Origin of the sequence: Anaerotignum faecicola, from assembly GCF_003865035.1 — a bacterium.
GTDB lineage: Bacteria > Bacillota > Clostridia > Lachnospirales > Anaerotignaceae > Anaerotignum_A > Anaerotignum_A faecicola.
The window spans coordinates 915302-937302 of the sequence record NZ_BHVZ01000001.1 but is presented as its reverse complement, the minus strand read 5'-3'; the positions used below and the strand labels follow the sequence as shown (position 1 = coordinate 937302).

At 51.9% G+C, this 22001-nt stretch carries 17 protein-coding genes and 1 pseudogene; 16 read left to right on the top strand and 2 right to left on the bottom strand.

The window, feature by feature from the left end; genetic code table 11:
- The first annotated feature begins 13 nt into the window (after window positions 1–13).
- The 7 genes from EJE48_RS04560 (at window position 14) to mobQ (ending at window position 6370) form a co-directional block, all read left to right on the top strand.
- Window positions 14–1885, top strand: coding sequence for a recombinase family protein (locus tag EJE48_RS04560; protein WP_118479778.1), 1872 nt, complete (start codon window positions 14–16; stop codon window positions 1883–1885).
- Window positions 1882–2208 carry a TnpV protein gene (locus tag EJE48_RS04555; protein ID WP_055200132.1) on the top strand — a complete coding sequence of 109 codons (327 nt, stop codon included), beginning with the start codon at window positions 1882–1884 and terminating at the stop codon, window positions 2206–2208. The genes EJE48_RS04560 and EJE48_RS04555 overlap by 4 nt, the downstream gene beginning before the upstream one ends.
- Window positions 2209–2378: 170 nt before the next feature.
- Entirely contained in the window at window positions 2379–2693 is a 315-nt protein-coding gene (locus EJE48_RS04550; RefSeq protein WP_055200133.1) for a hypothetical protein, read from the top strand.
- Window positions 2694–2777: 84 nt separating this feature from the next.
- Entirely contained in the window at window positions 2778–3338 is a 561-nt protein-coding gene (locus tag EJE48_RS04545; RefSeq protein ID WP_005922902.1) for an RNA polymerase sigma factor, read from the top strand.
- Window positions 3335–4183, top strand: coding sequence for a hypothetical protein (locus EJE48_RS04540; RefSeq protein ID WP_007887193.1), 849 nt, complete (start codon window positions 3335–3337; stop codon window positions 4181–4183). Before EJE48_RS04545 ends, EJE48_RS04540 begins: the two co-directional genes overlap by 4 nt.
- 150 nt (window positions 4184–4333) lie before the next feature.
- A complete protein-coding gene (locus EJE48_RS04535; protein ID WP_118583048.1) occupies window positions 4334–4630 on the top strand; it encodes a DUF3847 domain-containing protein in 297 nt (98 codons plus the stop codon).
- Window positions 4631–4861: 231 nt separating this feature from the next.
- Window positions 4862–6370, top strand: a complete 1509-nt coding sequence (gene mobQ / locus EJE48_RS04530; protein ID WP_118583060.1) for a MobQ family relaxase — start codon at window positions 4862–4864, stop codon at window positions 6368–6370.
- 77 nt (window positions 6371–6447) lie between these two features.
- Here the strand turns inward: mobQ and EJE48_RS04525 are convergent, their stop codons facing one another.
- Complete coding sequence (locus tag EJE48_RS04525; protein ID WP_099571277.1) at window positions 6448–6867, bottom strand: nuclear transport factor 2 family protein; 420 nt, start codon at window positions 6865–6867, stop codon at window positions 6448–6450.
- Window positions 6868–6956: 89 nt separating this feature from the next.
- Between EJE48_RS04525 and EJE48_RS04520 the strand changes: the two genes are divergently transcribed.
- The 6 genes and pseudogenes from EJE48_RS04520 (at window position 6957) to EJE48_RS04495 (ending at window position 13415) form a co-directional block, all read left to right on the top strand.
- Window positions 6957–8837 (top strand): AAA family ATPase, encoded by a 1881-nt coding sequence (locus tag EJE48_RS04520; protein ID WP_118583051.1) that lies wholly within the window; start codon window positions 6957–6959, stop codon window positions 8835–8837.
- Between the two features lie 122 nt (window positions 8838–8959).
- Window positions 8960–9160 carry a transposon-encoded TnpW family protein gene (locus EJE48_RS04515; protein ID WP_022473970.1) on the top strand — a complete coding sequence of 67 codons (201 nt, stop codon included), beginning with the start codon at window positions 8960–8962 and terminating at the stop codon, window positions 9158–9160.
- 10 nt (window positions 9161–9170) lie between these two features.
- Window positions 9171–9866, top strand: a pseudogene (locus EJE48_RS04510) (DNA topoisomerase); the annotation flags it as partial.
- Window positions 9863–10141 (top strand): hypothetical protein, encoded by a 279-nt coding sequence (locus tag EJE48_RS04505; RefSeq protein ID WP_006059586.1) that lies wholly within the window; start codon window positions 9863–9865, stop codon window positions 10139–10141. The pseudogene EJE48_RS04510 and the gene EJE48_RS04505, both read left to right, overlap by 4 nt.
- A 6-nt stretch (window positions 10142–10147) precedes the next feature.
- The gene (locus EJE48_RS04500) at window positions 10148–13198 is read left to right on the top strand and encodes an LPD28 domain-containing protein (protein ID WP_124984328.1); all 3051 of its coding nucleotides are present in this window, start codon (window positions 10148–10150) and stop codon (window positions 13196–13198) included.
- A gap of 1 nt (window position 13199) precedes the next feature.
- Window positions 13200–13415, top strand: a complete 216-nt coding sequence (locus EJE48_RS04495) for a transposon-transfer assisting family protein (protein WP_002570996.1) — start codon at window positions 13200–13202, stop codon at window positions 13413–13415.
- A gap of 95 nt (window positions 13416–13510) precedes the next feature.
- Here EJE48_RS04495 and EJE48_RS12540 read toward each other — a convergent pair whose 3' ends face one another.
- Window positions 13511–14278: a hypothetical protein gene (locus tag EJE48_RS12540; protein ID WP_118583102.1), complete on the bottom strand. Its 768-nt coding sequence runs from the start codon at window positions 14276–14278 to the stop codon at window positions 13511–13513.
- Here EJE48_RS12540 and EJE48_RS12535 point away from each other — a divergent pair.
- From EJE48_RS12535 to EJE48_RS04485, 3 genes are all read left to right on the top strand, one after another.
- A complete protein-coding gene (locus tag EJE48_RS12535) occupies window positions 14277–14621 on the top strand; it encodes a TnpV protein (RefSeq protein ID WP_430413569.1) in 345 nt (114 codons plus the stop codon). The genes EJE48_RS12540 and EJE48_RS12535 overlap by 2 nt on opposite strands.
- A gap of 776 nt (window positions 14622–15397) precedes the next feature.
- Window positions 15398–21373 carry an SNF2-related protein gene (locus EJE48_RS04490; RefSeq protein ID WP_456297938.1) on the top strand — a complete coding sequence of 1992 codons (5976 nt, stop codon included), beginning with the start codon at window positions 15398–15400 and terminating at the stop codon, window positions 21371–21373.
- Window positions 21354–21728, top strand: a complete 375-nt coding sequence (locus tag EJE48_RS04485; RefSeq protein WP_001129922.1) for a TnpV protein — start codon at window positions 21354–21356, stop codon at window positions 21726–21728. Before EJE48_RS04490 ends, EJE48_RS04485 begins: the two co-directional genes overlap by 20 nt.
- Window positions 21729–22001 lie beyond the last annotated feature (273 nt).

Below are 22001 nucleotides of genomic sequence, written 5' to 3'. Positions count from 1 at the left end.
AGGAGATGTCTTAATGAAAGCAAGGAAAACCGATAAAGGCAAAATAACCGCATTATATGAGAGGTTGAGCCGCGACGACGACCTCACAGGCGACAGCAACAGCATAATCAATCAAAAGAAGCTGCTTGAAGATTATGCAAGGGAACATGGCTTTACGAATTGCGTCCACTTTACCGATGACGGCTGGTCTGGGGCAAACTTCGAGCGTCCGAACTGGAAACGCATGATTGCGGGAATTGAAAGCGGCGAAATCGGCTATGTACTGGTAAAGGATTTAAGTCGTGTCGGCAGAGATTATCTGCAAGTGGGATTTTACACAGAAGTCATGTTCAAGGAGCGGGGCGTCCGTTTTATTGCCATAGCAAACGGAGTTGACAGCGACAAGCGCGAAAGCAGCGAGTTTGCCCCGTTTTTGAACATTATGAACGAATGGTATGTGCGTGACAGCAGCCGAAAAATAACAAGCGTTCTCCGCGCAAGAGGAATGTCCGGCAAGCATACAAACAGCCATTGTATCTATGGCTATAAGAAAGACCCCAACGACAAAGACCACTGGATTATCGACGAGGAAGCCGCCGAGGTAGTACGCCGGATTTACCGCATGGCGTTGGAGAGCAAAGGTCCGTATGAAATTGCCCGTATCCTTGCTTTGGAAAAGGTTGAAAGGCCGTCCTATTACCTTGCACAGCGCGGCGTGGGGAAACATCAGTCTAATTTTAACCCCGCTGAACGGTACACATGGCGCGGCGGCACAGTTGCCGATATTCTGTCCAAGCCGGAGTATATGGGGCATACAGTAAACTTCCGTACCTATAAAGAAAGCTACAAAGACAAACGCTCCAGAACGACACCCAAAGAGGATTTAGTCATTTTTGAAAATACGCAGGAAGCCATTATTGACAAGGAAACATGGGAGCGCGTCCAGAGCTTACGAAAAACAATACGCCGGACGGACACCATAGGCGCGGCAAATCCTTTAACGGGCTTGATGTTTTGCGCGGATTGCGGGGCTAAGATGTATAACCACAGGGGCGGGGCTGGACTGGCGCGGGACTGGGCGGGGCGACCCAACGGCAGGAAGCGTCCAGAACGCGACGAGTACAACTGTTCCCGTTATGATTTAGGCAACCAGCACTATGATAGATATTGCACGACGCACCTTATCCGCACAGCCGTTGTAAATGAGCTTCTGCTCGAAGCTATCAAGGAAGTATGCGACTACGCGCTGAACAATGAAGCGGCATTTATGGAGCAGGTCTGCTCTGCTTCCAGCGAGCGGCAGGCGAAAGCGGCAAAGGCAATCCGGCAGAGAAAACAGCGCAGCGAGAAACGAGCCGACGAATTGAGCCGCTTAATCCGCAAGCTCTATGAGGACAATGTAAACGGCAGACTTTCCGATAAGCTCTTTGAACAAATGCTGCATGATTTTGAAGCGGAGTTAGAGAGTTTAACCGAGAGCGTTACCCAAGACGAGCAGGAGCTTGACCGTATAAGCTGGGAAACCGTCAACGCTGAAAAATTTCTTGCCCTTGTCAAAAAATATACGGATTTTTCCGAGCTTACCCCCGCCATGATAAATGAATTTGTTGAAAAAATCCTTGTCCACCAAGCAGAGGGAAAAGGGGCGAGCCGCACACAGGAGGTTGAGATTTTCTTTAACTTTGTCGGCAAGGTAGAAATCCCCCATGAGGAAATCGTACTGACAGAGGAAGAAAAAGCGGCATTGGCAGAGCAGGAACGGCGCAGAGCAAAAAAAGCCGAATACAACCGCCGCTATATGGAGAAAAAACGCAGACAATGGAGAGAACAGCGGGAACGGGAGCAGGAACAAAAGCCCCATGAACTTCCCCCTGTCGCAGACAAGAAAGGAGAAAAAAGCGCATGAGAAGATTGATTGACAATGGCACTACCCCGCCCGCCAGATTGCCCCATATCGGACATTACGGACACTTGCGGAAATCCTATCTTGAGGGCTACCGCCCCGACCTCTATACCGCCCTTGCCGCCAGTGAAAAGTTGTATGAGCATTGTGCGGAGATCGACGCAGCAGCGCGGAGCCGGATTGACCTTATCATGCCGGAGCTTGCCAAGAGCGCGGGAGCCACCGAGGAATTAAAAGCCGCCGACCCTATGAAGTGGGTAGGACTGATGAACGCTTGCAAAGCACAGGCAGAAGAAATCGTAAAATATGAGCTAATCTATGCTTGACGGTCAAGAGCCGGAAAAAACAGAAATCTTGCGATAACAGCCGCCCTGACGAACCTTTCCCTGTCCGGGCGGTTTCTATTTGAAAATCCTCATTTTCCCCAAGTCAAGAGCCGGGAAAAACACCCGAAAAATGCCCCTACCCCGTAACAGGGGCGCAGAAAGGAGAGTTTATGAGAACAGGGCTTACTAAGCAGGAAAAGACTACCGACATTTGGTTTGACGAGAAAGAACCGCTTATCCATATCCGCACCCACAACACCGACTTAAAGAAGCGGCTTGCCGCCTACGCCGGACAGCACCCTGACCAGTGCCGCCAGACCGACGCAGACCCGGACACGGGCTGCATGGAGTTTGAAATCCGCAAGGGGCGTTTCTCTTTCCGTCTGACCGCCCCATACAGCGAGGAACGGAGGAACGCCGCCAGCAAAGCGGCAAAGAAACATTCCGGCAACTTGACACACCCTATTCAAAAAGATGTGCTATAATTTTTTTGAAAAAGTTTCGGATTAGATGTAGTATTTGCCGCTGAAACCGTAGTACATAGGTGAAGCCCGAAAGGAGGCGGTGAGATGATAGACGACGAAAAAATCATAGAAATGTTTTTTGGACGTTCAGAACAAGGCATACGAGAGCTGGATATAAAATACGGAAAGGTCTGCCACAATCTTTCCTACCATATCGTAGGCAGCAGACAAGACGCGGAGGAATGTGTAAACGACGCTTATTTAGGCGCATGGAACGCCATTCCCCCGGCACGACCTAACCCGCTGCTATCTTATCTTGTTAAAATCGTTCGGAACATTTCACTCAAAATCTATTGGAGAAAGGAAGCAGCCAAACGGAGCAGCCATTACACGATTGCTTTGGAAGAAATTGAAGCCTGTATAGCAGCCCCGAATACAGTAGAAGCAGAAATCGAAGCCAAAGAGTTAGCCCGTATCATTGAAGCATTTTTAGACACGCTGACTACCGAAAACCGCGTTATTTTCATGCGCCGCTATTGGTTTTCCGACAGCTATAAGGACATAGCCGAGTTTATGGGGCTTTCAGAAAAAAACATTTCTGTCCGGCTGACCCGTATCCGCGAGAAGATGAAGCAATATTTGATTGAAAGAGAGGTATTCGTATGAATGCAAAGAAGTTTTCCGACGCTATGAGCGAGCTTGACACAAAATATGTCGATGAAGCTCTCAACTACAAGAAGAAAGCCAAAAAACCCATTTGGGTAAAGTGGGGGGCTATTGCAGCTTGCTTGTGCTTGATGATACCATTGACCGCATTTGCCGTTGATATAATTCAATATAATGCAGCGGTTGATTATCTCAATTCTCTCGGCATTGCTGTTGAAGATTTGAGCGACTATTCTCATAAAGAAATAAAAGAAGCTGCAAAAACGATTGACGCAGGAGAAAGTAACCCGTTGACTGAAGAAATCCTTAGTCTAATACCAGAAAACAAAGAACCGCTCGATACACCGACGCAGGTAACATCTGAGCAAATTAAAGAACTAACACCGACCATGACAAGAGAAGATGTTCTTTCTCTTTTAGGTGACACACAAGATGTTGGCTCAGGCATTTATATATATCTTTACGAAGTAGACCAACAATACCTGCTGCGTATTCCTTTTGCAAGCGATGAAGCACAATTAGGTGTAACAGGAGAAGATTTGCTAAAGGCATTGGTTCCCATTTCTGGAGATATTGCTCCTATGGTCTATGTAAATGATACGCTTTATCAAATCGTTGACTCTCAACCCAACTTCGCAGATGAAAAAAGTTCTTTCAATTTGTTAGGAAAAATCGAAAACACAGTTAGTTCTTCGGAAGAACCAAAAGAAAATTTCCAAGCAAATGATGATATTGTAGGAGCTGCGGTTTATCAGTACGGCGATAACATTGTCGTTGAGTTTGAGGGAAAATACTGGTTATATGAACACTATCATAACACAGACTTTGACGGAAACTCAGACTGATATGCCCCACGCCCAAACAAGCCATACTTCTGATGAAAAAGTATCCGAACAAAACCTTCTTGCAAAGTAAATAAGTTTTCTATTTTACAAGGGCAGCCGAGAAAATCGACTGCCCTTTTCCATGCCTACGGGCAGAAAGGAGCGACACCCATGACGAAACCGAGAGAGAAAACCCGCGAGGAGTTGCAAGCCGAGATTGAGGACGGAAAGAAGAAAATCCGGCAGTTTGAGAACCGAGAAAAGATGTTGCGTCAGAAGCTATCCAAAGAGGAACGCAGAACGCGCAGCCACCGCCTTATTGTCCGGGGCGCGGTCTTTGAAAGCATTGTGCCGAAAGCAAAGAACATGACCGACGAGGAAGCCGCAGCACTTCTTAGGTTTGCCTTGACGAGTGAACCAGCGCGGGAATATCTGAAAAAACGAGCCGAAAGCAGGAACGCCGAATAAATCCCTTAGGAACTAAGGGCGCACTTATACACCCTTACGGGCGTGTGCGCTCTGCCGAGGGCTTATCTCCGCACAGGGAGATTTCCCCGCGCTCCGATATGGCGGCTTTGCCGCAACAAGGGGCTGCACCCCTTGCGCCGCTTCGCGGCTATCCCTGCACACCCACAAAAACAGTACACCCGCCGTTGGCGTCTGTACCTTTTTTGCGGGTTTTATTATCCTATCCGGGAGGTGATACCCATAGCCATTTATCATTGGAACATCGGCATTGTGAGCCGAGGAAAAGGCAAATCAGCCGTTGCCGCAGCCGCCTACCGAAGCGGCGAAAAGCTGACAAACGAATGGGACGGAATGACACATGACTACACCCGCAAAGGCGGCGTTGTCCATACAGAAATCATGCTGCCACCCCACGCGCCACCCTCATTCTCTGACCGTTCAACCTTGTGGAACAGCGTGGAGCTTTACGAGAAAGCCGGGAACGCCCAGCTTGCGCGTGAGATTGACGCGGCGCTCCCCATAGAATTATCCAGAGAGGAACAGATCCGGCTTGTCCGGGAATACTGTTCCTCTCAATTTGTTTCCAGAGGAATGTGTGTGGATTTTGTTATCCACGACACCGACACCGGCAACCCCCATTGTCATATCATGCTGACTATGCGCCCCCTTGACGAACGCGGAGCATGGGCGGCGAAATCCAAAAAGGAATATGACCTTGACGAAAACGGCGAGCGTATCCGCTTGCCAAGTGGCAGATACAAGACGCACAAAATTGACCTTACAGGCTGGAACGACAAGGACAACACCCTCTTGTGGCGCAAGGCATGGGCTGACTATACCAACGACTTTTTGGAGAGGAACGGAAGCCCGGAGCGTATCGACCACCGCAGCAACGCCGAGAGAGGAATTGACGAGCTGCCTACCGTCCACATGGGCGTGGCGGCTTGCCAGATGGAGAAGAAAGGTATCGCCACCGAGAAAGGCGAACTGAACCGCAGTATTCAAAAGACAAACCGCCTTATCCGGGAAATCCGGGCGCAGATTGGGAAGCTCAAGGAATGGATTGCCGACCTGTTCAAAGCGCGGGAAACCGCCCCAGAGCAGCCGCCGCAATCTCCCAACCTTGCAAATCTGTTGATGAAGTATTTGAGCGTTCAGAGAGAAAAGAGCCGGAAGTATTCGCAGAGTTGGCAACAGCAGCACACAGCCGATGAACTGAAAACCATAGCGGCGGCGGTCAACTATCTTTCCGAGCATGGTATCTCTAATCTTGACGAGCTGGACGCTTCTCTTTCCTCTGTCAGCGATAAAGCCTATTCAATCCGGGAGGGAATGAAAACCGCCGAGCAGCGCATGAAAGAACTGCAAAAACTCATGGAGTACGGCAGAAATTATCAAACCTACAAGCCCATACAGGACGAGTATAGGCAAATCCGCTGGAAAGGAAAACAGGAGAAGTTTGCGGAAGCCCGCCGCGCCGAGCTTACCCTATGGGACGCGGCAAACCGCTATCTCCATGCAAATCTGCCGAAAGGAACAAAGACCTTGCCTATTGCGGAATGGGAACAGGAATATGCTGACCTCAAAACGCAGAGGGACAGCGATTATACCAAACTGAAAGATACCCGCGCCGAGGTTGCCGAGCTTCAAAAAATCCGCAGGTGCGTGGATATTGCACTCCGCGCCGACCAACCGGAGCAGACGCAGAGCCGCACCAAGCGGCAGGAACAGGAGCGATAAAGAAAAGGACGGGCAAGCTACTTTGCCTGTCCGTCCTAAATGTTTTCCGATAAAATGGACGCTATTGATTCCTAATATTAAAACCAACTTGCTCTTTCGTCCCTAAATTCGGGCAGGTCACTATGCTCATAAGGATTATAATTATTCAAATTGCAGCCAAACTCTTTCAATGATTTTATTTTATTATCCTTTGTCCATTCAACTAGGGAAATTCCATCAAATTCCTCTATGCTCCCATTGTTCATTTCATTTTTGAAATACCACTCCACAATCGTCTGATTTCCTTTGTGGAAAAATTGTTTGATTTCCCAAGCAACGACTTTGCCACGAGTATTCCATTCCTGAAACCAGTGTTTTACGATTTGACGGTTATTATATTTTGGACTCCAACTTTCAGTATAAATTACATCTTCTGCAAAAATATTATCAATACCTAAATCCTGTTTTGTAAGCCACATTTCAAACCATAAGTGAATAATTCTTTCTCTTTCATTCACAATCCAGCACCTCACTAACTTCCGATTTTTCGGTTTCATTCTACATCAAAACTATGAACAATTCAACCACAGAAAGAGAGGTATCAGCCATGTATTACACCCAAGAACAGATAGACCACGCCAACCAAGCCGACCTTGTTTCTTTCCTGCAATCACAGGGCGAGCAGCTTACCCGCGCCGGGAATGAATACCGCTGGAAGCGGCACGACAGCTTGACCGTCCGGGGAAACAAATGGTATCGCCACAGCCAGAGCAAAGGCGGCGGCCCCGTTGATTTTGCCATGGAGTTTTTCGGCAAGAGCTTCACCGAAGCCGTTGAACTTCTCACAGGCGAAAAAGGAGCCGCCCCGCCGCCGGACAGACCAAGCCCCGCGTCCTTTTCTGACTTCCGACTACCGCCCCGCAACACCGACAACAGCATAGCGAGGAACTACCTCACAGCCGCCCGCCGCATTGATGAAGATGTGACGGGCTTTTTCTTTTCCACCGGGGATATTTACGAGGAAGCCACCCACCATAACGCCGTATTCGTCGGCAGAGATGAAAGCGGCATACCGCGATACGCCCATCAGCGCGGCACAGCCGGGAGTTTTCGGCTTGATGTGAAAGGCAGCGACAAAGCCTTTAACTTCTGCTACCGTGGCGAGGGCGAAAGATTGTTTGTCTTTGAAGCCCCGATAGACCTCTTATCTTTCCTCTGCCTGTTCAAAAAGGACTGGCAAAAGCAAAGCTATCTGTCATTGGGCGGCGTGGGAGAAAAAGCCCTGTTGCGCTTTCTCTCTGACAGTCTAAACATCAAGACCGTTTACCTCTGCCTTGACAACGACAACGCCGGAAACGATGCTTGCAGCCGCCTTGTGAAGCTCATGCCGGAGGGCTTGACCGTCCACCGCCTTATCCCTCTTTTCAAAGATTGGAACGAGGTACAGACGCGCCGACAGGAAATCACAGACGGGAAGTATCTCCGGGAAGCTGTCTATGGCTTGCGTGAGCCGCTGCCGCAGGAGGAAACCATTGAGATTATCCGCATGAGCGAGGTTGACACACAGGCGGTTGAATGGCTATGGAAGCCCTATATCCCCTTTGGAAAGGTTACGATAGTACAGGGCAACCCCGGTGAGGGAAAGACCACCTTTGCGCTGCGCCTTGCCGCCGCCTGCACCACCGGGCGCGAGCTTCCCACAGGACAGCCCTTGCCCCCGTTCAATGTGATTTACCAGACCGCCGAGGACGGTTTGGGAGATACCGTCAAGCCCCGCCTTATCGAAGCCGCCGCCGACCTTGACCGGGTACTTGTCATTGACGAAGCCAAGCGCGAGCTATCCCTATCCGATGAACGCATTGAGAAAGCCATCATGCAGACCGGGGCGCGGCTGATTATTCTTGACCCCATACAGGCGTATGTGGGTGAGAAAACCGACATGAACCGGGCGAACGAAGTGCGCCCCATGTTCCGCCGCCTTGCCGATGTTGCCGAGCGTACCGGGTGCGCCGTTGTGCTTATCGGACACTTAAACAAATCAGCCGGAGGGCAGAGCGCATACCGGGGCTTAGGTTCTATCGACTTCCGCGCCGCAGCAAGGAGCGTCCTGCTGATCGGGCGCGTGAAGCGAGAACCGAATGTGCGCGTTATCGTCCATGACAAATCTTCCCTTGCGCCGGAGGGCAAGCCCGTTGCCTTTTGCCTTGACCCGGAAACAGGCTTTGAGTGGATGGGCGAGTATGACATTACCGCCGATGAGCTGCTGTCCGGCGCGGGCGGCAACACCGCCACCAAGACCGAACAGGCTGAAAGGCTGATACTTGACCTGTTGGCAGACGGGAAAGAGCTTGCCAGCGAGGACATAGAGAAAGCCGCCACAGAAGCGGGCATATCCGCCCGTACCGTCCGGGCGGCAAAGAGAAACCTTGACGGGCGCATTACCTCAAAGCGCATTGGCGCGGCATGGTATCACGCTCTTAAAAAGTGAAACGGCAAAATCCAAGTGGCAAAACCCAGATACCTTGCCACTTTGCCACTTCGCCACTTCAACCTCAAAACCACCGCCCCATGTATGACCGCATGGGGCTTTTCTCATGGAAAGGAGAGCCTATGAACAACGACACCAGCAACCGCAGCACCCCCGCAACCGCTTCCCCTCTGACCGTAAAGGAAGCCGCGCCACCTGTAATGATAAAGAAAATTGGAAAGACCACCTACCGCGTCAAAATCCATTTCAGTGAAACGAGCAAAGAAACCATGAGCGACAAAATCAAGCGTCTGATTTTGAATGACAGCGAAAAAAGTTCTTAAACACCCTTGACAAAACGTACCAGAGGACACCCTATTGTCCGCGATGGAGACTGCCGGAAAAGAAGATATGCCGGAGGATGCCGAACGAAAAGGTCTGGGGACACCGGCCACCCGTGCCGGTATTTTGGAAAAGCTGGTATCTGCCGGTTTTCTGGAACGAAAAAAGAGCAGGAAAACGGTGCAGCTTCTCCCTTCCCACGATGCAGTTTCCCTTATCACCGTTCTGCCGGAACAGCTGCAATCGCCGCTTTTGACTGCCGAGTGGGAGTACCGCCTGGGCGAGATCGAGCGCGGGCAGCTTGCCCCGGAGGAGTTTTTGGACGGGATCAGCACCATGTTGGGAGACCTGGTGGGGACTTATCAGGTCATCAAGGGAACCGAGTACCTGTTCTCCCCGCCCCGTGAGGTGGTAGGCAAATGCCCCCGCTGCGGCGGTGAAGTTGCAGAACTGCAAAAAGGCTTCTTCTGTCAGAATGATTCTTGCAAATTTGCAATCTGGAAAAATAACAAATGGTGGGCTGCCAAGAAAAAACAGCCGACCAAGGCTGTGGTGTCTGCACTGCTGAAAGATGGCCGTGTCCGTGTAACGGGCCTATATTCGGAGAAAACCGGCAAGACCTACGATGCCACTGTGGTTTTGGAGGACGATGGACAGTACGCCAACTTCAAGCTGGAATTTGACCAGCGGAAAGGAGGCAGCCGATGAAGCTCTCTTTAGCGGAACGGGAAACCATTCTCCTCTATAACCAGGCAGAACCAATGGCTGAGGTCTACACCCACGATCCCCGTTTGATGGAGAAGCTGGAACTGCTGGCAAAAAAGCACCCCGACCAGATCACCCGAAAGGACGCCCATAACTTTACCGTCCCCAAGCGGTGTGTATCAGTCAGGGAGCCATACAGCGCCGAGCGTCGCAAAGCTGCCAGTGAGCGTGCGAAAGCTGCCGGATACCAGCCCCCTGTGAGAAAGTCCAGCAGTTAAAGGCACATGGCAGAGAATGTATTTGAAGCAGTCAAGCAGTCGGTCAGCACCAGAGAAGCGGCAGCGTTTTATGGGATCGAGGTCAAACGAAATGGTATGGCCTGCTGTCCCTTTCACGATGATAAGAACCCCAGCATGAAGGTAGATCAGCGGTTCCACTGCTTTGGCTGCGGTGCAGATGGGGATGTGATCGACTTTACCGCAAAGCTCTTTGACCTCTCCCCAAAAGAAGCGGCGGAGAAACTGGCACAGGACTTTGGCCTGATCTATGACAGTCAGGCCCCTCCCCGCAGGAGGTATGTCCGGCAGAAAACCGAGGCACAAAAGTTTCGGGAGGACCGGCAGCAGTGTTATCGCGTACTGTCCGATTACTACTATCTGCTGAAAAAATGGGAGGCCGACCATTCTCCCCGGACACCGGAGGAGAAACCGCACCCCCGCTTTGTGGAAGCAATCCATAAGAAAATCTATGTGGAGTACCTGCTGGATCTTTTTCTTTATGAAAGTGAAGAAGAACAAAAGGCATGGATTGCAGAACACACAGCAGAAATCACACACTTGGAAAGGAGATTGAAAATCATGGCTGAGAACAAACCCACCAACCGAGAGCGGCTAAGGGAAATCACAGACGGCATCGAGCAGGGCATCAAGGAACTGTTTGAGAGTGAAAAGTATATGCGCTATCTGTCCGTTATGTCCCGCTTCCACCGCTATTCGGTAAACAACACCATGCTCATCTATATGCAGAAGCCGGACGCCACTTTGGTAGCCGGATACAATAAGTGGAAAGACCAGTTTGAGCGTCATGTTAAAAAGGGAGAACATGGCATTACCATCATCGCCCCCACACCGTACAAGAAGAAAATCGAGGAGCAGAAACTGGACCCGGATACCAAGGCTCCGATTTTGGATAAAGACGGAAAGATCATCACAGAGGAAAAAGAAATCGAGATCCCCATGTTTCGCCCGGTCAAGGTCTTTGATGTGAGCCAGACCGATGGGAAACCTTTGCCGGAGCTTGCCTCCTCCCTTTCCGGCAATGTGCCCAATTATGAGGCATTCATGGAGGCCCTGCGCCGCAGTGCGCCGATGCCGATCACTTTTGAAGCAATGGCCGCCGATACGGACGGCTATTTTTCTGCCGATCATCAGAAAATCGCCATTCGTCAGGGCATGAGCGAGGTGCAGACGGTTTCGGCCACGGTTCACGAGATTGCCCACAGCAAGCTCCACAATCAGAAAAAGATTCAGATTGCCAATGACGAGCAATATCAGGAGATCGAGCTGTTTGATAAACCCGGTCTGTTCTCCAACGGACGGATTGCCCGTGATAATCTGCCGGAGGGCGTTTATTGCTATGACCTGCGCGGTTCTGACTACGACCCCGGAGAGCCGGTCTGTGTAGAAGAACGAGTGGTTGTAAACCATGCAGGTTCCGTTCTGCTGACAGATCCGCTGGAGCTGGCGGAAAATGGACGCCTGATGCTGACCGAGGAAGAAGGACTGAATTTTGTTGGCGGCTTTTCTACTCTCGCCCAGTTTTTGCAGGAACAGAAGAAAGACCGTCACACGGAAGAAGTAGAGGCTGAAAGCATCTCCTATGCAGTCTGCAAATATTTTGGCATTGAAACCGGAGAAAACAGCTTCGGCTATATTGCCAGCTGGAGTCAGGGCAAGGAACTGAAAGAGCTGAGAGCCAGTTTGGAGACCATCAATAAGACCTCCGGCACTTTGATCTCTGACATTGAGCACCACTATAAGGAAATCTGCAAAGAGCGTGGAATTGACCCCAATGCAAAAAAAGAGCCGGAAATGGCGGTTCTTGATGCGGAGGCAAACCAGCAGGAGGCTTTGTTTCTAATTGACGATGCCACCTATCTTCATATTCAGCCCTGTGACAGCGGCTGGGACTACACCCTTTACGATGCCGCGTCCATGAAAGAGCTGGATGGCGGTCAGCTGGATATGCCGGAGCTTTCCCGCATGAAGGCAGTTCTCCAGATTTGTGATGACAACGATCTGGACAGCACTTCACTTAGACACGCTCCCCTGTCTATGATCGAGACCTTGCAGGAAGCTGCCTATCAGCAGATGCAGGCAGAGGTCGGTCAGATGGCCGCTTCTTCCCAGCTGCCGGAGGCACAGGAGCAGGCGCTGGATGAATACCCAACGCCCGATGAGCAGGTCTCCACACCGGATATGCAGAAATACGGTTACTCTTATGACGGGATGCTCCCTGTTACAAGAGAACGGGCGCTGGAACTGGATGCTGCCGGTTTGACCGTCTATGTGCTGCATGAGGACAATACGGAGAGCATGGTGTTTGACCCGCAGGAAATCATGGAGCATGGCGGTCTTTTCGGTGTGGACCGCGAGGAATGGGAGAAAAGCCCTCAGTTCCACGAAAAGGTCATGGAGCGTCAGGAACATCAGCAGGAACGAGAACAGGCATTTCTCTCCCAGAACAGAAACTGCTTTGCCATCTACCAGGTGAGCCGTAACGATCCGCAAAATGTGCGCTTTATGAATCTGGACTGGTTAGAGTCCCATGATGTTTCCGTAGACCGCAGCAATTATGACCTCATTTACACCGCTCCGCTGAGTGAGTCTGGCACTGTGCCGGAGCAGCTGGAAAAACTCTATCAGCAATTCAATCTGGAAAAACCCGTAGACTTTCACAGTCCCTCCATGAGCGTCAGCGACATCGTTGCGATCAAACAGGACGGTAAGGTATCCTGTCATTACTGCGACAGCGTTGGTTTTACCCAGATCCCCGGATTCCTGCCGGAAAATCCGCTGAAAAATGCGGAAATGGCCCTGGAGGACGATTATGGCATGATCGACGGTATCATCAACAATGGCGCAAAAGAGCCTACGGTGGCAGAGCTGGAACAGCAGGCCCGAAGCGGTCAGCCCATTTCCCTGATGGAGTTGGCAGCCGCCACCCATCGGGAGGAACGGGAAAAGAAAAAGTCCGTCATGGAGCAGCTGAAAGGCCAGCCCAAGACAGAACACAAAAAGACAGCACCAAAAAAGAGTGCGGAAAGGGAGATTTGATATGGGAAACTTTACTTTTGAGGAAATGAACCTGATGTGCATTTACAATACCGGCAGCCGCACCGGATTGATCGACAGCCTGCGTGAGATGCGCGGCGAGCTTTCGCCGGAGGAAACGGAACTGAGGGAGCTAACCGACAGCGCCCTTACGAAGCTCTGTGCGATGACCGATGAGGACTTTGCCCAGCTGGAGCTGTACCCGGATTTTGACCAGTAAACACCATAACCGCAGGGATGGGGTGGCAATTTGCCACCCCACCTTTTACCCCAAAACTGAAAGGAGGACAGAATACCATGCCAACCAAAGCTGAACTATATGCACAGATGGCGGAGAAGGTGGCGACGCAACTCACGGGAAGCTGGCAGGAATGGGCAGGGTTTCTCACTACTGCTTCCCGCCTTTACAAGTACCCGTTCCATGAGCAACTGATGATCTATGCCCAGCGCCCGGACGCTACCGCCTGTGCAGAGTACGATTTGTGGAATGAAAAGATGGGCCGGTATGTAAGGCGCGGCTCCAAGGGAATCGCTCTGGTGGACGATTCCGGGGACAGGCCCCGCCTGCGCTATGTTTTTGATATTTCTGACACCGGAACCCGTGAACATTCCCGCACTCCCTGGCTGTGGCAGCTGGAGGAGCGCCATCTGGATTCGGTGCAGGCCATGCTGGAGCGCATCTATGATGTTTCCGGTGATGACCTTGCCGGACAGCTCACTGAGGTAGCCGGAAAACTGGCTGAGGAATACTGGACGGAGCATCAGCAGGACTTCTTCTATATCGTTGACGGTTCCTTTTTGGAGGAATATGATGAGTATAACATCGGAGTGCAGTTCAAGGCAGCCGCCACCGTCAGCATCACTTACGCTTTGATGTCCCGCTGTGGACTGGAGCCGGAACGCTACTTCGACCACGAAGATTTCATGGCGATCTTTGATTTCAACACCCCGTCCACCATCGGGGCGCTGGGAACAGCGGTCAGTCAGATCAACCAGCAGGTGCTGCGGCAGATCGGCGTCACCGTCCGAAATGCAGAGCGCGAAGCCAACCAAGAAAGGAGCAAACAAGATGAACAATCCCATGACCTATATCCAGAACGGAGACTATCTGATTCCCGACCTGAAGCTGAGCCAGCAGCCGGAGAAATCCCTGGGCAAGTACGGCAGGATGAGGAAAACCTATCTGAAGGAACACCGTCCCATCCTCTACAACCAGATGCTGCTGAGCGAGAAGCTGTACCCGCACCTTCTGGAGATCGACGAGACCGCCCAGAGCAGACTGGAGCAGATGATGCCCCAGCTGGCGAAGGAAGCGGGAGCCACCGAGGAACTGAAAGCCAGCGATCCCATGAAGTGGGTGGGGCTGATGAACACCTGCAAAGCTCAGGCCGAGGAAATCCTGATGGCGGAGCTTATCAACAGCTGACCCTAAACCTGTTCCTCTCCGAAGCGGAACAGATCCAATCCATAGATGAAGCAGAGAATGTAGCGCATACATCCTCTGCTTTTTCTTTTGCCCAAAATGACATCGACCATGTGCTGCGTTTGGGCGGCAATACAGACCGTCAAAGGGAGCGTGTGGTTGCAGCCTTTGAAAAGCAGAAAACCACCGCTGAGATTGCCGAGATACTGAAAACGCTGTACCACGGCGGCAATGGTCTTGGCAGTGTGAGCGCATGGTATGCCGAGGATGGTATCCATCTTTCACATGGGAAGTCTGTCCGTTATGACAGGTCTGCCCAGGTCATTTCCTGGGAGAGCGCCGCAGAGCGTATCGGGGAGCTTTTGGAGAGCGGCCAGTTTGCCTCCAATGTGGAGCTTGCAGAAGTGGCAGGCTATGAACGCTCCCTCCTTGCAGAAAAACTCTGGTATCTGTATCACGATCTTAGTGAGGGTGCCAGAGAAGCCGGATATTTGTCCTGCCTGTCAGAGATCAAAGGCAATGGTTTCCCGGAGGAGACTCGCCGCCTGACGGAGCAGCTGAGTGACCCGGCTTTCCGCCAGACCCTCAAGGAAGAATATGCCGCCTTCTGGACTGCCTATCAGCAGGACCGTGACCTGTTGCGCTTTCACTACCACAGACCAAAGGAAATCTGGGAGAACCTGAAGGACCTTGACCTGCCCCGCAGGACTTTTTCTTCGGATCTTTCTCAAGTGCCAACCGTTCAGCACTTCATTACCGAGGATGAGATCGACGCCGCTATGACCGGCGGCAGCAGTTTCGCCGGAGGAAAAGGCCGTATCTATGCGTTCTTCATGGCAAACCATACGGATAAGGAGAAAGTGAGATTCCTCAAAGACGAGTATGGCATTGGCGGACGCTCTCATGCCCTGTCCGGCGCAACACACAGCGGCGAAGATCACGATGGGAAAGGACTGCACTATAAAAAGCAGGACTGCCCGGATGTTCACTTGAACTGGGAAAAGGTTGCCAAGCGCATTACCTCACTTGTCCAGAAAGACCGCTATCTTACCGAACAGGAACAGGCACAGTATGACAAGATCCAGTCTGAACAGGAACTGGCCGAAGAAGATGCCATTCAAGCCCAGCAGCCGGAGATGGAGAAAGGAACACCAAAGCCTACCCTTGGGGAGCAGTTTGAGCAGTATAAGCCTGTGGTGACTGCCGCCATTTACGAGGATACCGCATATCGCAATGCCTGCGGTCATTCCGACCGTGAAAATGCTGTCATCGAGGGCAATGCCGCTGTGCGCCGTGCGATTCTTGGCTCTAAGGATATGGAGCTGATCCGCCTTTATTCGGATGTGCCGGAGTTCCGCCAGCGCCTGCACCGGGAAGTGATCGACGAAACCTATCCAAAGCTCCATGAGCTTCTGCGCCCTCTTTCTCAGGAAGATATTGATACTGCCCTTTGTGCATGGAACGGCAATATCGAGAGTAAACACGCTGTCGTCCGTTATATGAAAGACCATGCAAGAGAAAAAGATACCGCCGCATGGCTGGCTCAGGAATACGGCGGCAGTAACAGCAACAGCCTGTTTGTTGTCCGTGCCGGCAGCCCGGAGGAAACGCAGCTGCCCTGGCCGAAGGTACAGCGCAGGCTTGCCCAGCTCATTCAGGAGGACCGGTTCTATACCGAAGAAGAACAGGACCGTTTTGACAATATCGACCCCATCGCCATCCGGGAAGCCCTGGAGGAAAGGGGCATCGTCAACGGCCAGGTGGCAGACTCGGAAAAACTGGACAATGACCCATTTATCCAACAGGTGATGTCAGATGCAGAGCAGATCGCAGCTGCCGAGGCAGAGCAGACTTCCGAGATTTCCATTTCCGATGAGGAATATGATGCCGTTCGCAGTCCAATTCCGCAAAGAACCTCCTATGACCCAGCCGCCCCGGTCTATGCCGTGGGCGATACCGTGTATATCGAGGATGACGCCTATCAGATCACAGAGCTGCGGGAGGACACCGTACAGCTTCTGCCCACCGGGATGGTATATCCCATCTACCGGGCAGAGCGCAAAGAACAGTTCGAGCAGCTGCTTCGGGCAGACCGCCGCAATGCTTACTATACCGAGTTTCTTCCTATTGACCCGGACAAGGCAGATCAGGACTTGCGGGATGTATTGGCTCATGGACTGATGGATGAAGCGGATAAAAAGCAGATTTCCACGCTGCTGCAATCCGGCAGGAGCAACAGCGAGATCGCCTACTGGCTGAGCAGAGCCTATTCCGGTGAGATCGAGACACTGAATCTGGAGACTGGCGATATTGCCGATTACCGTACCACGGCACAGGGCATAGAGCTGGAAGTCATGGATGCAGAGGAAAAGCGTCTGGCTATGCTGTATTTCCGCTGGGATGAGGTTGCACCTTTGCTGCGCGGGATGTACGCCCGTCAGCAGGACGGTTTGGGACAGGAACAGCCCCAACCGGCTACCGAATCCCCGACCTTCCATTCCGAGACCATGGCCGTCTATCCGGGCGATAAGAACCATCTACCTTATGATGTGGTGGTGGAACGGTTGCATATTGAGGAGCCGGAGCCGCCAGCCCCTGTAACAGAGCCGGAGAAAACCTTTGAGGAAGTTCTGGATGAACACCCGGTTTCCATTCAGGTCAACGGCCAGTGGCAGACCTTCCCCAATGCCAAAGCTGCCGAGGAAGCATCTTATGAGGAATACAAGGCTAACCTGCGCCGCAATGCAAAAAACTTCCGCATTACCGATGAGCATTTGGGTGAAGGCGGTCCAAAAGCCAAGTTCCAGGCAAATGTTAATGCCATTCGTTTGCTGAAAGAGCTGGAAGCTGCCGGGCAGCAGGCAAGCCCCGAACAACAGGAGATTCTTTCCCGTTATGTGGGCTGGGGCGGTATTCCTGATGCTTTTGACCCAGAGAAACCGGCATGGGCTTCCGAGTATACCCAGCTGAAAGAGCTGCTGACCCCGGAGGAATATGCCGCCGCCAGAAGCTCTACCCTCAACGCCCATTACACCAGCCCTACGGTCATTCAGGCCATCTATGAAGCGGTGGGCCGTATGGGGTTTGAGACTGGAAATATTCTGGAGCCGTCTATGGGTGTGGGCAATTTCTTCGGTATGCTGCCGGAGGAAATGCGAAACAGTCGTCTGTACGGTGTGGAGCTGGACCCGGTTTCCGGGCGCATCGCAAAGCAGCTCTATCCCAAGGCGGACATCACAGTAGGCGGCTTTGAGACCACCGACAGGCGTGACTTCTTTGACCTTGCCATCGGCAATGTGCCTTTCGGTCAGTATCAGGTCAATGACAAAGCCTACAACAAGCTGAATTTTAGTATTCACAACTACTTTTTCGCCAAATCACTGGACCAGGTGCGTCCCGGTGGTGTGGTGGCTTTTGTAACCTCCCGCTATACCATGGACGCCAAGGATTCCACCGTGCGCCGCTATCTTGCCCAGCGTGCCGAGCTGCTGGGAGCGATCCGTCTGCCCAATGACGCGTTCAAAAAGAATGCCGGTGCCGAGGTGGTATCGGACATCATCTTCCTCCAAAAGCGGGACCGCCCGCTGGACATCGTGCCGGAATGGACCCAGACCGGACAGACAGAGGATGGGTTTGCCATCAACCGGTATTTTATCGACCATCCGGAAATGGTGCTGGGCAGACAGGAGCCGGTAAGCACTGCTCATGGTATGGACTACACCGTGAACCCTATCGAGGGACTGGAGCTTTCCGACCAGCTGCATGATGCGGTGAAGTATATTCATGGCACTTATCAGGAGGCAGAGCTGCCGGAGCTGGGCGAAGGCGAAGCCATTGACACCTCCATTCCTGCCGACCCCAATGTGAAGAACTATTCCTATGCCATTGTAGACGGGCAGGTGTACTACCGGGAAAACAGTCGTATGGTGCGCCCTGACCTCAACGCCACCGCCGAAGCCCGCGTGAAAGGTCTTGTGGGACTGCGTGATTGTGTGCAGGAGCTGATCGACCTTCAGATGGATGCAGCGGTTCCAGACAGCACCATTACCCAAAAACAGGCGGAACTGAACCGGCTCTATGATAGCTTTTCTGCCAGATACGGTCTCATCAACGACCGTGCAAATCGGCTGGCCTATGCAGATGATTCTTCCTATTACCTGCTCTGTGCGCTGGAAGTTATCGACGAGGACGGAAAGCTGGAGCGCAAGGCGGATATGTTCACCAAACGGACCATCAAGCCCCATCAGGCAGTGGTTACTGTGGATACGGCAAGCGAAGCACTGGCGGTGTCCATCTCGGAAAAGGCCTGCGTAGATATGAGCTATATGAGTCGGCTTACCGGAAAAACAAAAGAAGAACTGGCCGGAGAGCTGCAAGGCGTGATCTTCCGTGTACCGGGACAGTTGGAGAAAGACGGCACACCCCATTTTGTGACTGCTGATGAATACCTTTCCGGCAATGTACGCCGCAAACTGCGTCAGGCGCAGCGGGCGGCGCAGCAGGACCCTTCTTTTGCAGTCAATGTGGAAGCTCTTACCGCCGCCCAGCCCAAAGACCTGGACGCGTCGGAGATCGAGGTGCGCCTTGGTGCCACCTGGATCGACAAGGAATATATCCAGCAGTTTATGTATGAGACCTTCAACACCCCGTTTTATCTCCAGCGCAGTATCGAGGTCAACTATTCGTCCTTTACCGCTGAATGGCAGATCAAGGGGAAATCTTCCGTATCCTACAACGATGTGGCAGCCTACACCACCTACGGAACCAGCCGTGCCAATGCCTACAAGATTTTGGAGGACAGCCTGAACCTGCGAGATGTCCGTATCTATGACACCATAGAGGACGCAGACGGAAAAGAGCGCCGCGTGCTGAACGCCAAGGAGACCACCCTGGCTGCACAAAAACAGCAGGCTATCCGGGAAGCCTTTAAGGACTGGATCTGGAGAGACCCGGAGCGCCGCCAGACTTTGGTGCGCCAGTACAACGAAGAAATGAACTCTACCCGTCCCCGCGAGTATGATGGCAGCCATATCACTTTTGGCGGCATGAACCCGGCCATTACCCTGCGGGAACACCAGAAAAGCGCTATCGCCCATGTGCTGTATGGAGGAAATACCCTGTTGGCACATGAAGTAGGCGCAGGCAAAACATTTGAGATGGTGGCTGCTTCGATGGAAGCCAAACGCCTGGGCTTGTGCCAGAAATCTCTCTTTGTGGTTCCCAACCACCTGACCGAGCAGTGGGCGTCGGAGTTTCTGCGCCTCTATCCCTCCGCCAACATCTTAGTTACCACCAAAAAGGACTTTGAGACCCATAACCGCAAGAAGTTCTGCGCCCGTATCGCGACCGGTGACTACGACGCCATCATCATGGGACACAGCCAGTTTGAGCGTATCCCCATCAGCCGGGAGCGTCAGGAACGGCTTCTCTATGAGCAGATCGACGAGATCACCGAGGGGATCGCAGAGGTGCAGACCAGCGGCGGCGAGCGTTTTACCGTCAAGCAGCTGGAGCGTACCAGAAAGTCTCTGGAAGCCAGACTGGAAAAGCTGCAAGCCGAGGGGCGAAAAGATGATGTGGTAACTTTTGAGCAGCTGGGTGTGGACCGGCTGTTTGTGGACGAGGCCCACAACTACAAGAACCTGTTTTTATACACAAAAATGCGGAATGTGGCTGGTCTTTCCACATCGGACGCGCAGAAATCCTCCGATATCTTTGCCAAGTGCCGCTATATGGATGAGATCACCGGAAACCGTGGCGTGATCTTTGCCACCGGCACACCGGTCAGCAACTCTATGACCGAGCTTTACACCATGCAGCGTTATCTTCAATATGAACGCCTGCAAGAACTGAACATGACCCACTTCGACTGCTGGGCTTCCCGATTTGGGGAGACCGTTACCGCATTGGAGCTGGCACCGGAAGGCACCGGCTACCGGGCAAGAACGAGATTCAGCAAGTTCTTTAACCTGCCGGAGCTGATGAACCTGTTCAAAGAAGTGGCCGACATTAAGACTGCCGACCAGCTGAATCTACCTACCCCGGAAGTGGAATACCACAACATCGTGGCGCAGCCTACCGAACATCAGCAGGAAATGGTCAAGGCCCTTTCGGAGCGCGCATCGCTGGTACACAGCGGAACCGTTGACCCGTCCCAGGACAATATGCTCAAGATTACCTCGGATGGCCGCAAGCTGGGGCTTGACCAGAGGATCGTCAACCAGATGCTGCCGGATGAACCCGGCACAAAGGTCAATCAGTGTGTGGACAACATCATGCAGATCTGGCGGGACGGCGAAGCGGACAAGCTGACCCAGCTGGTGTTCTGCGACATTTCTACACCACAGGCAAAAGCTCCTGCAAGCAAGGCGGCGAAAACGCTGGATAATCCACTGCTTCACGCACTGGAAAGCACTGTGCCTTTGCCGGAGCAGGAACCGGCCTTTACGGTATATGACGATATTCGTCAGAAACTCATTGCTCAGGGGATGCCTGCCGACCAGATCGCTTTTATCCATGAAGCAAACACCGAAGTGCGGAAAAAGGAGCTGTTTTCTAAAGTCCGTACCGGTCAGGTGCGTGTGCTTGTGGGCAGCACCGCCAAGATGGGCGCAGGCACCAATGTGCAGGACCGTCTGGTGGCACTTCATGATCTGGATTGTCCGTGGAGACCCGGAGATGTAGGACGGATTTTGCGGACATTCAAAATAAAAAAGAATGTGGAGGTAACAGACAATGGCAAAATCATTATTTGAGGAACTGGGCGGCAAATACGAAAGGCAAGGGGATTATTTGATACCGTGCTTAACTGTACCCGCCGAAGAAGAACAGGCAATAGGCATCTGGGGGCAACGGCATTTAGATTATCTAAAACAGTACCGTAAAGTTACATACACCAATCTTCTTACAAGCGGCAGGCTAAACGCCTACCTTGCCGACATCAACAGACAGGCACAGGAACGCTTTGAAAGGCTCATAGAGGGTATGAAACAGGCACAGGGCATAACGGAACAGCTAAAGGCAGAAAACGCCTTAGAATGGACAGGATGCCTCAATAACATAAGGGCTTGTGCGAGGGAGATTGTGGAAAAGGAAATTATTTTTGCATAAACAGATGATTAGTGGCAGGGGGAAATCCTGCCGCTTTTTCTGCTTTAGTTTGTCAGCTTGACAAATAAAGGGTTAAGGAATATAATTAGATTCAGTATTATACAAGGAGTTAATAAATATGCGGCAAGGTATTCTTAAATAAACTGTCAATTTGATAGTGGGAACAAAAAGTAGCAGTCTCGTTTCACTTTTAATATGGGGCTTAGTTTTTTGTACCCAGTTTAAGAATACTTTTATCATGTAATTTTATATGCCCGAAAACATATAAGTGTT

Coding starts and splice junctions, on each gene's coding strand:
- EJE48_RS04540 (WP_007887193.1), top strand. CDS start 3,335: ATGAATGCAAAGAAGTTTTCCGACGCTATGAGCGAGCTTGACACAAAA.
- EJE48_RS04535 (WP_118583048.1), top strand. CDS start 4,334: ATGACGAAACCGAGAGAGAAAACCCGCGAGGAGTTGCAAGCCGAGATT.
- EJE48_RS12535 (WP_430413569.1), top strand. CDS start 14,277: ATGACCTATATCCAGAACGGAGACTATCTGATTCCCGACCTGAAGCTG.
- EJE48_RS12540 (WP_118583102.1), bottom strand. CDS start 14,278: ATGGGATTGTTCATCTTGTTTGCTCCTTTCTTGGTTGGCTTCGCGCTC.
- EJE48_RS04500 (WP_124984328.1), top strand. CDS start 10,148: ATGGCAGAGAATGTATTTGAAGCAGTCAAGCAGTCGGTCAGCACCAGA.
- EJE48_RS04550 (WP_055200133.1), top strand. CDS start 2,379: ATGAGAACAGGGCTTACTAAGCAGGAAAAGACTACCGACATTTGGTTT.
- EJE48_RS04505 (WP_006059586.1), top strand. CDS start 9,863: ATGAAGCTCTCTTTAGCGGAACGGGAAACCATTCTCCTCTATAACCAG.
- EJE48_RS04555 (WP_055200132.1), top strand. CDS start 1,882: ATGAGAAGATTGATTGACAATGGCACTACCCCGCCCGCCAGATTGCCC.
- EJE48_RS04485 (WP_001129922.1), top strand. CDS start 21,354: ATGGCAAAATCATTATTTGAGGAACTGGGCGGCAAATACGAAAGGCAA.
- EJE48_RS04515 (WP_022473970.1), top strand. CDS start 8,960: ATGAACAACGACACCAGCAACCGCAGCACCCCCGCAACCGCTTCCCCT.
- EJE48_RS04520 (WP_118583051.1), top strand. CDS start 6,957: ATGTATTACACCCAAGAACAGATAGACCACGCCAACCAAGCCGACCTT.
- EJE48_RS04560 (WP_118479778.1), top strand. CDS start 14: ATGAAAGCAAGGAAAACCGATAAAGGCAAAATAACCGCATTATATGAG.
- EJE48_RS04495 (WP_002570996.1), top strand. CDS start 13,200: ATGGGAAACTTTACTTTTGAGGAAATGAACCTGATGTGCATTTACAAT.
- EJE48_RS04490 (WP_456297938.1), top strand. CDS start 15,398: ATGACCGGCGGCAGCAGTTTCGCCGGAGGAAAAGGCCGTATCTATGCG.
- EJE48_RS04545 (WP_005922902.1), top strand. CDS start 2,778: ATGATAGACGACGAAAAAATCATAGAAATGTTTTTTGGACGTTCAGAA.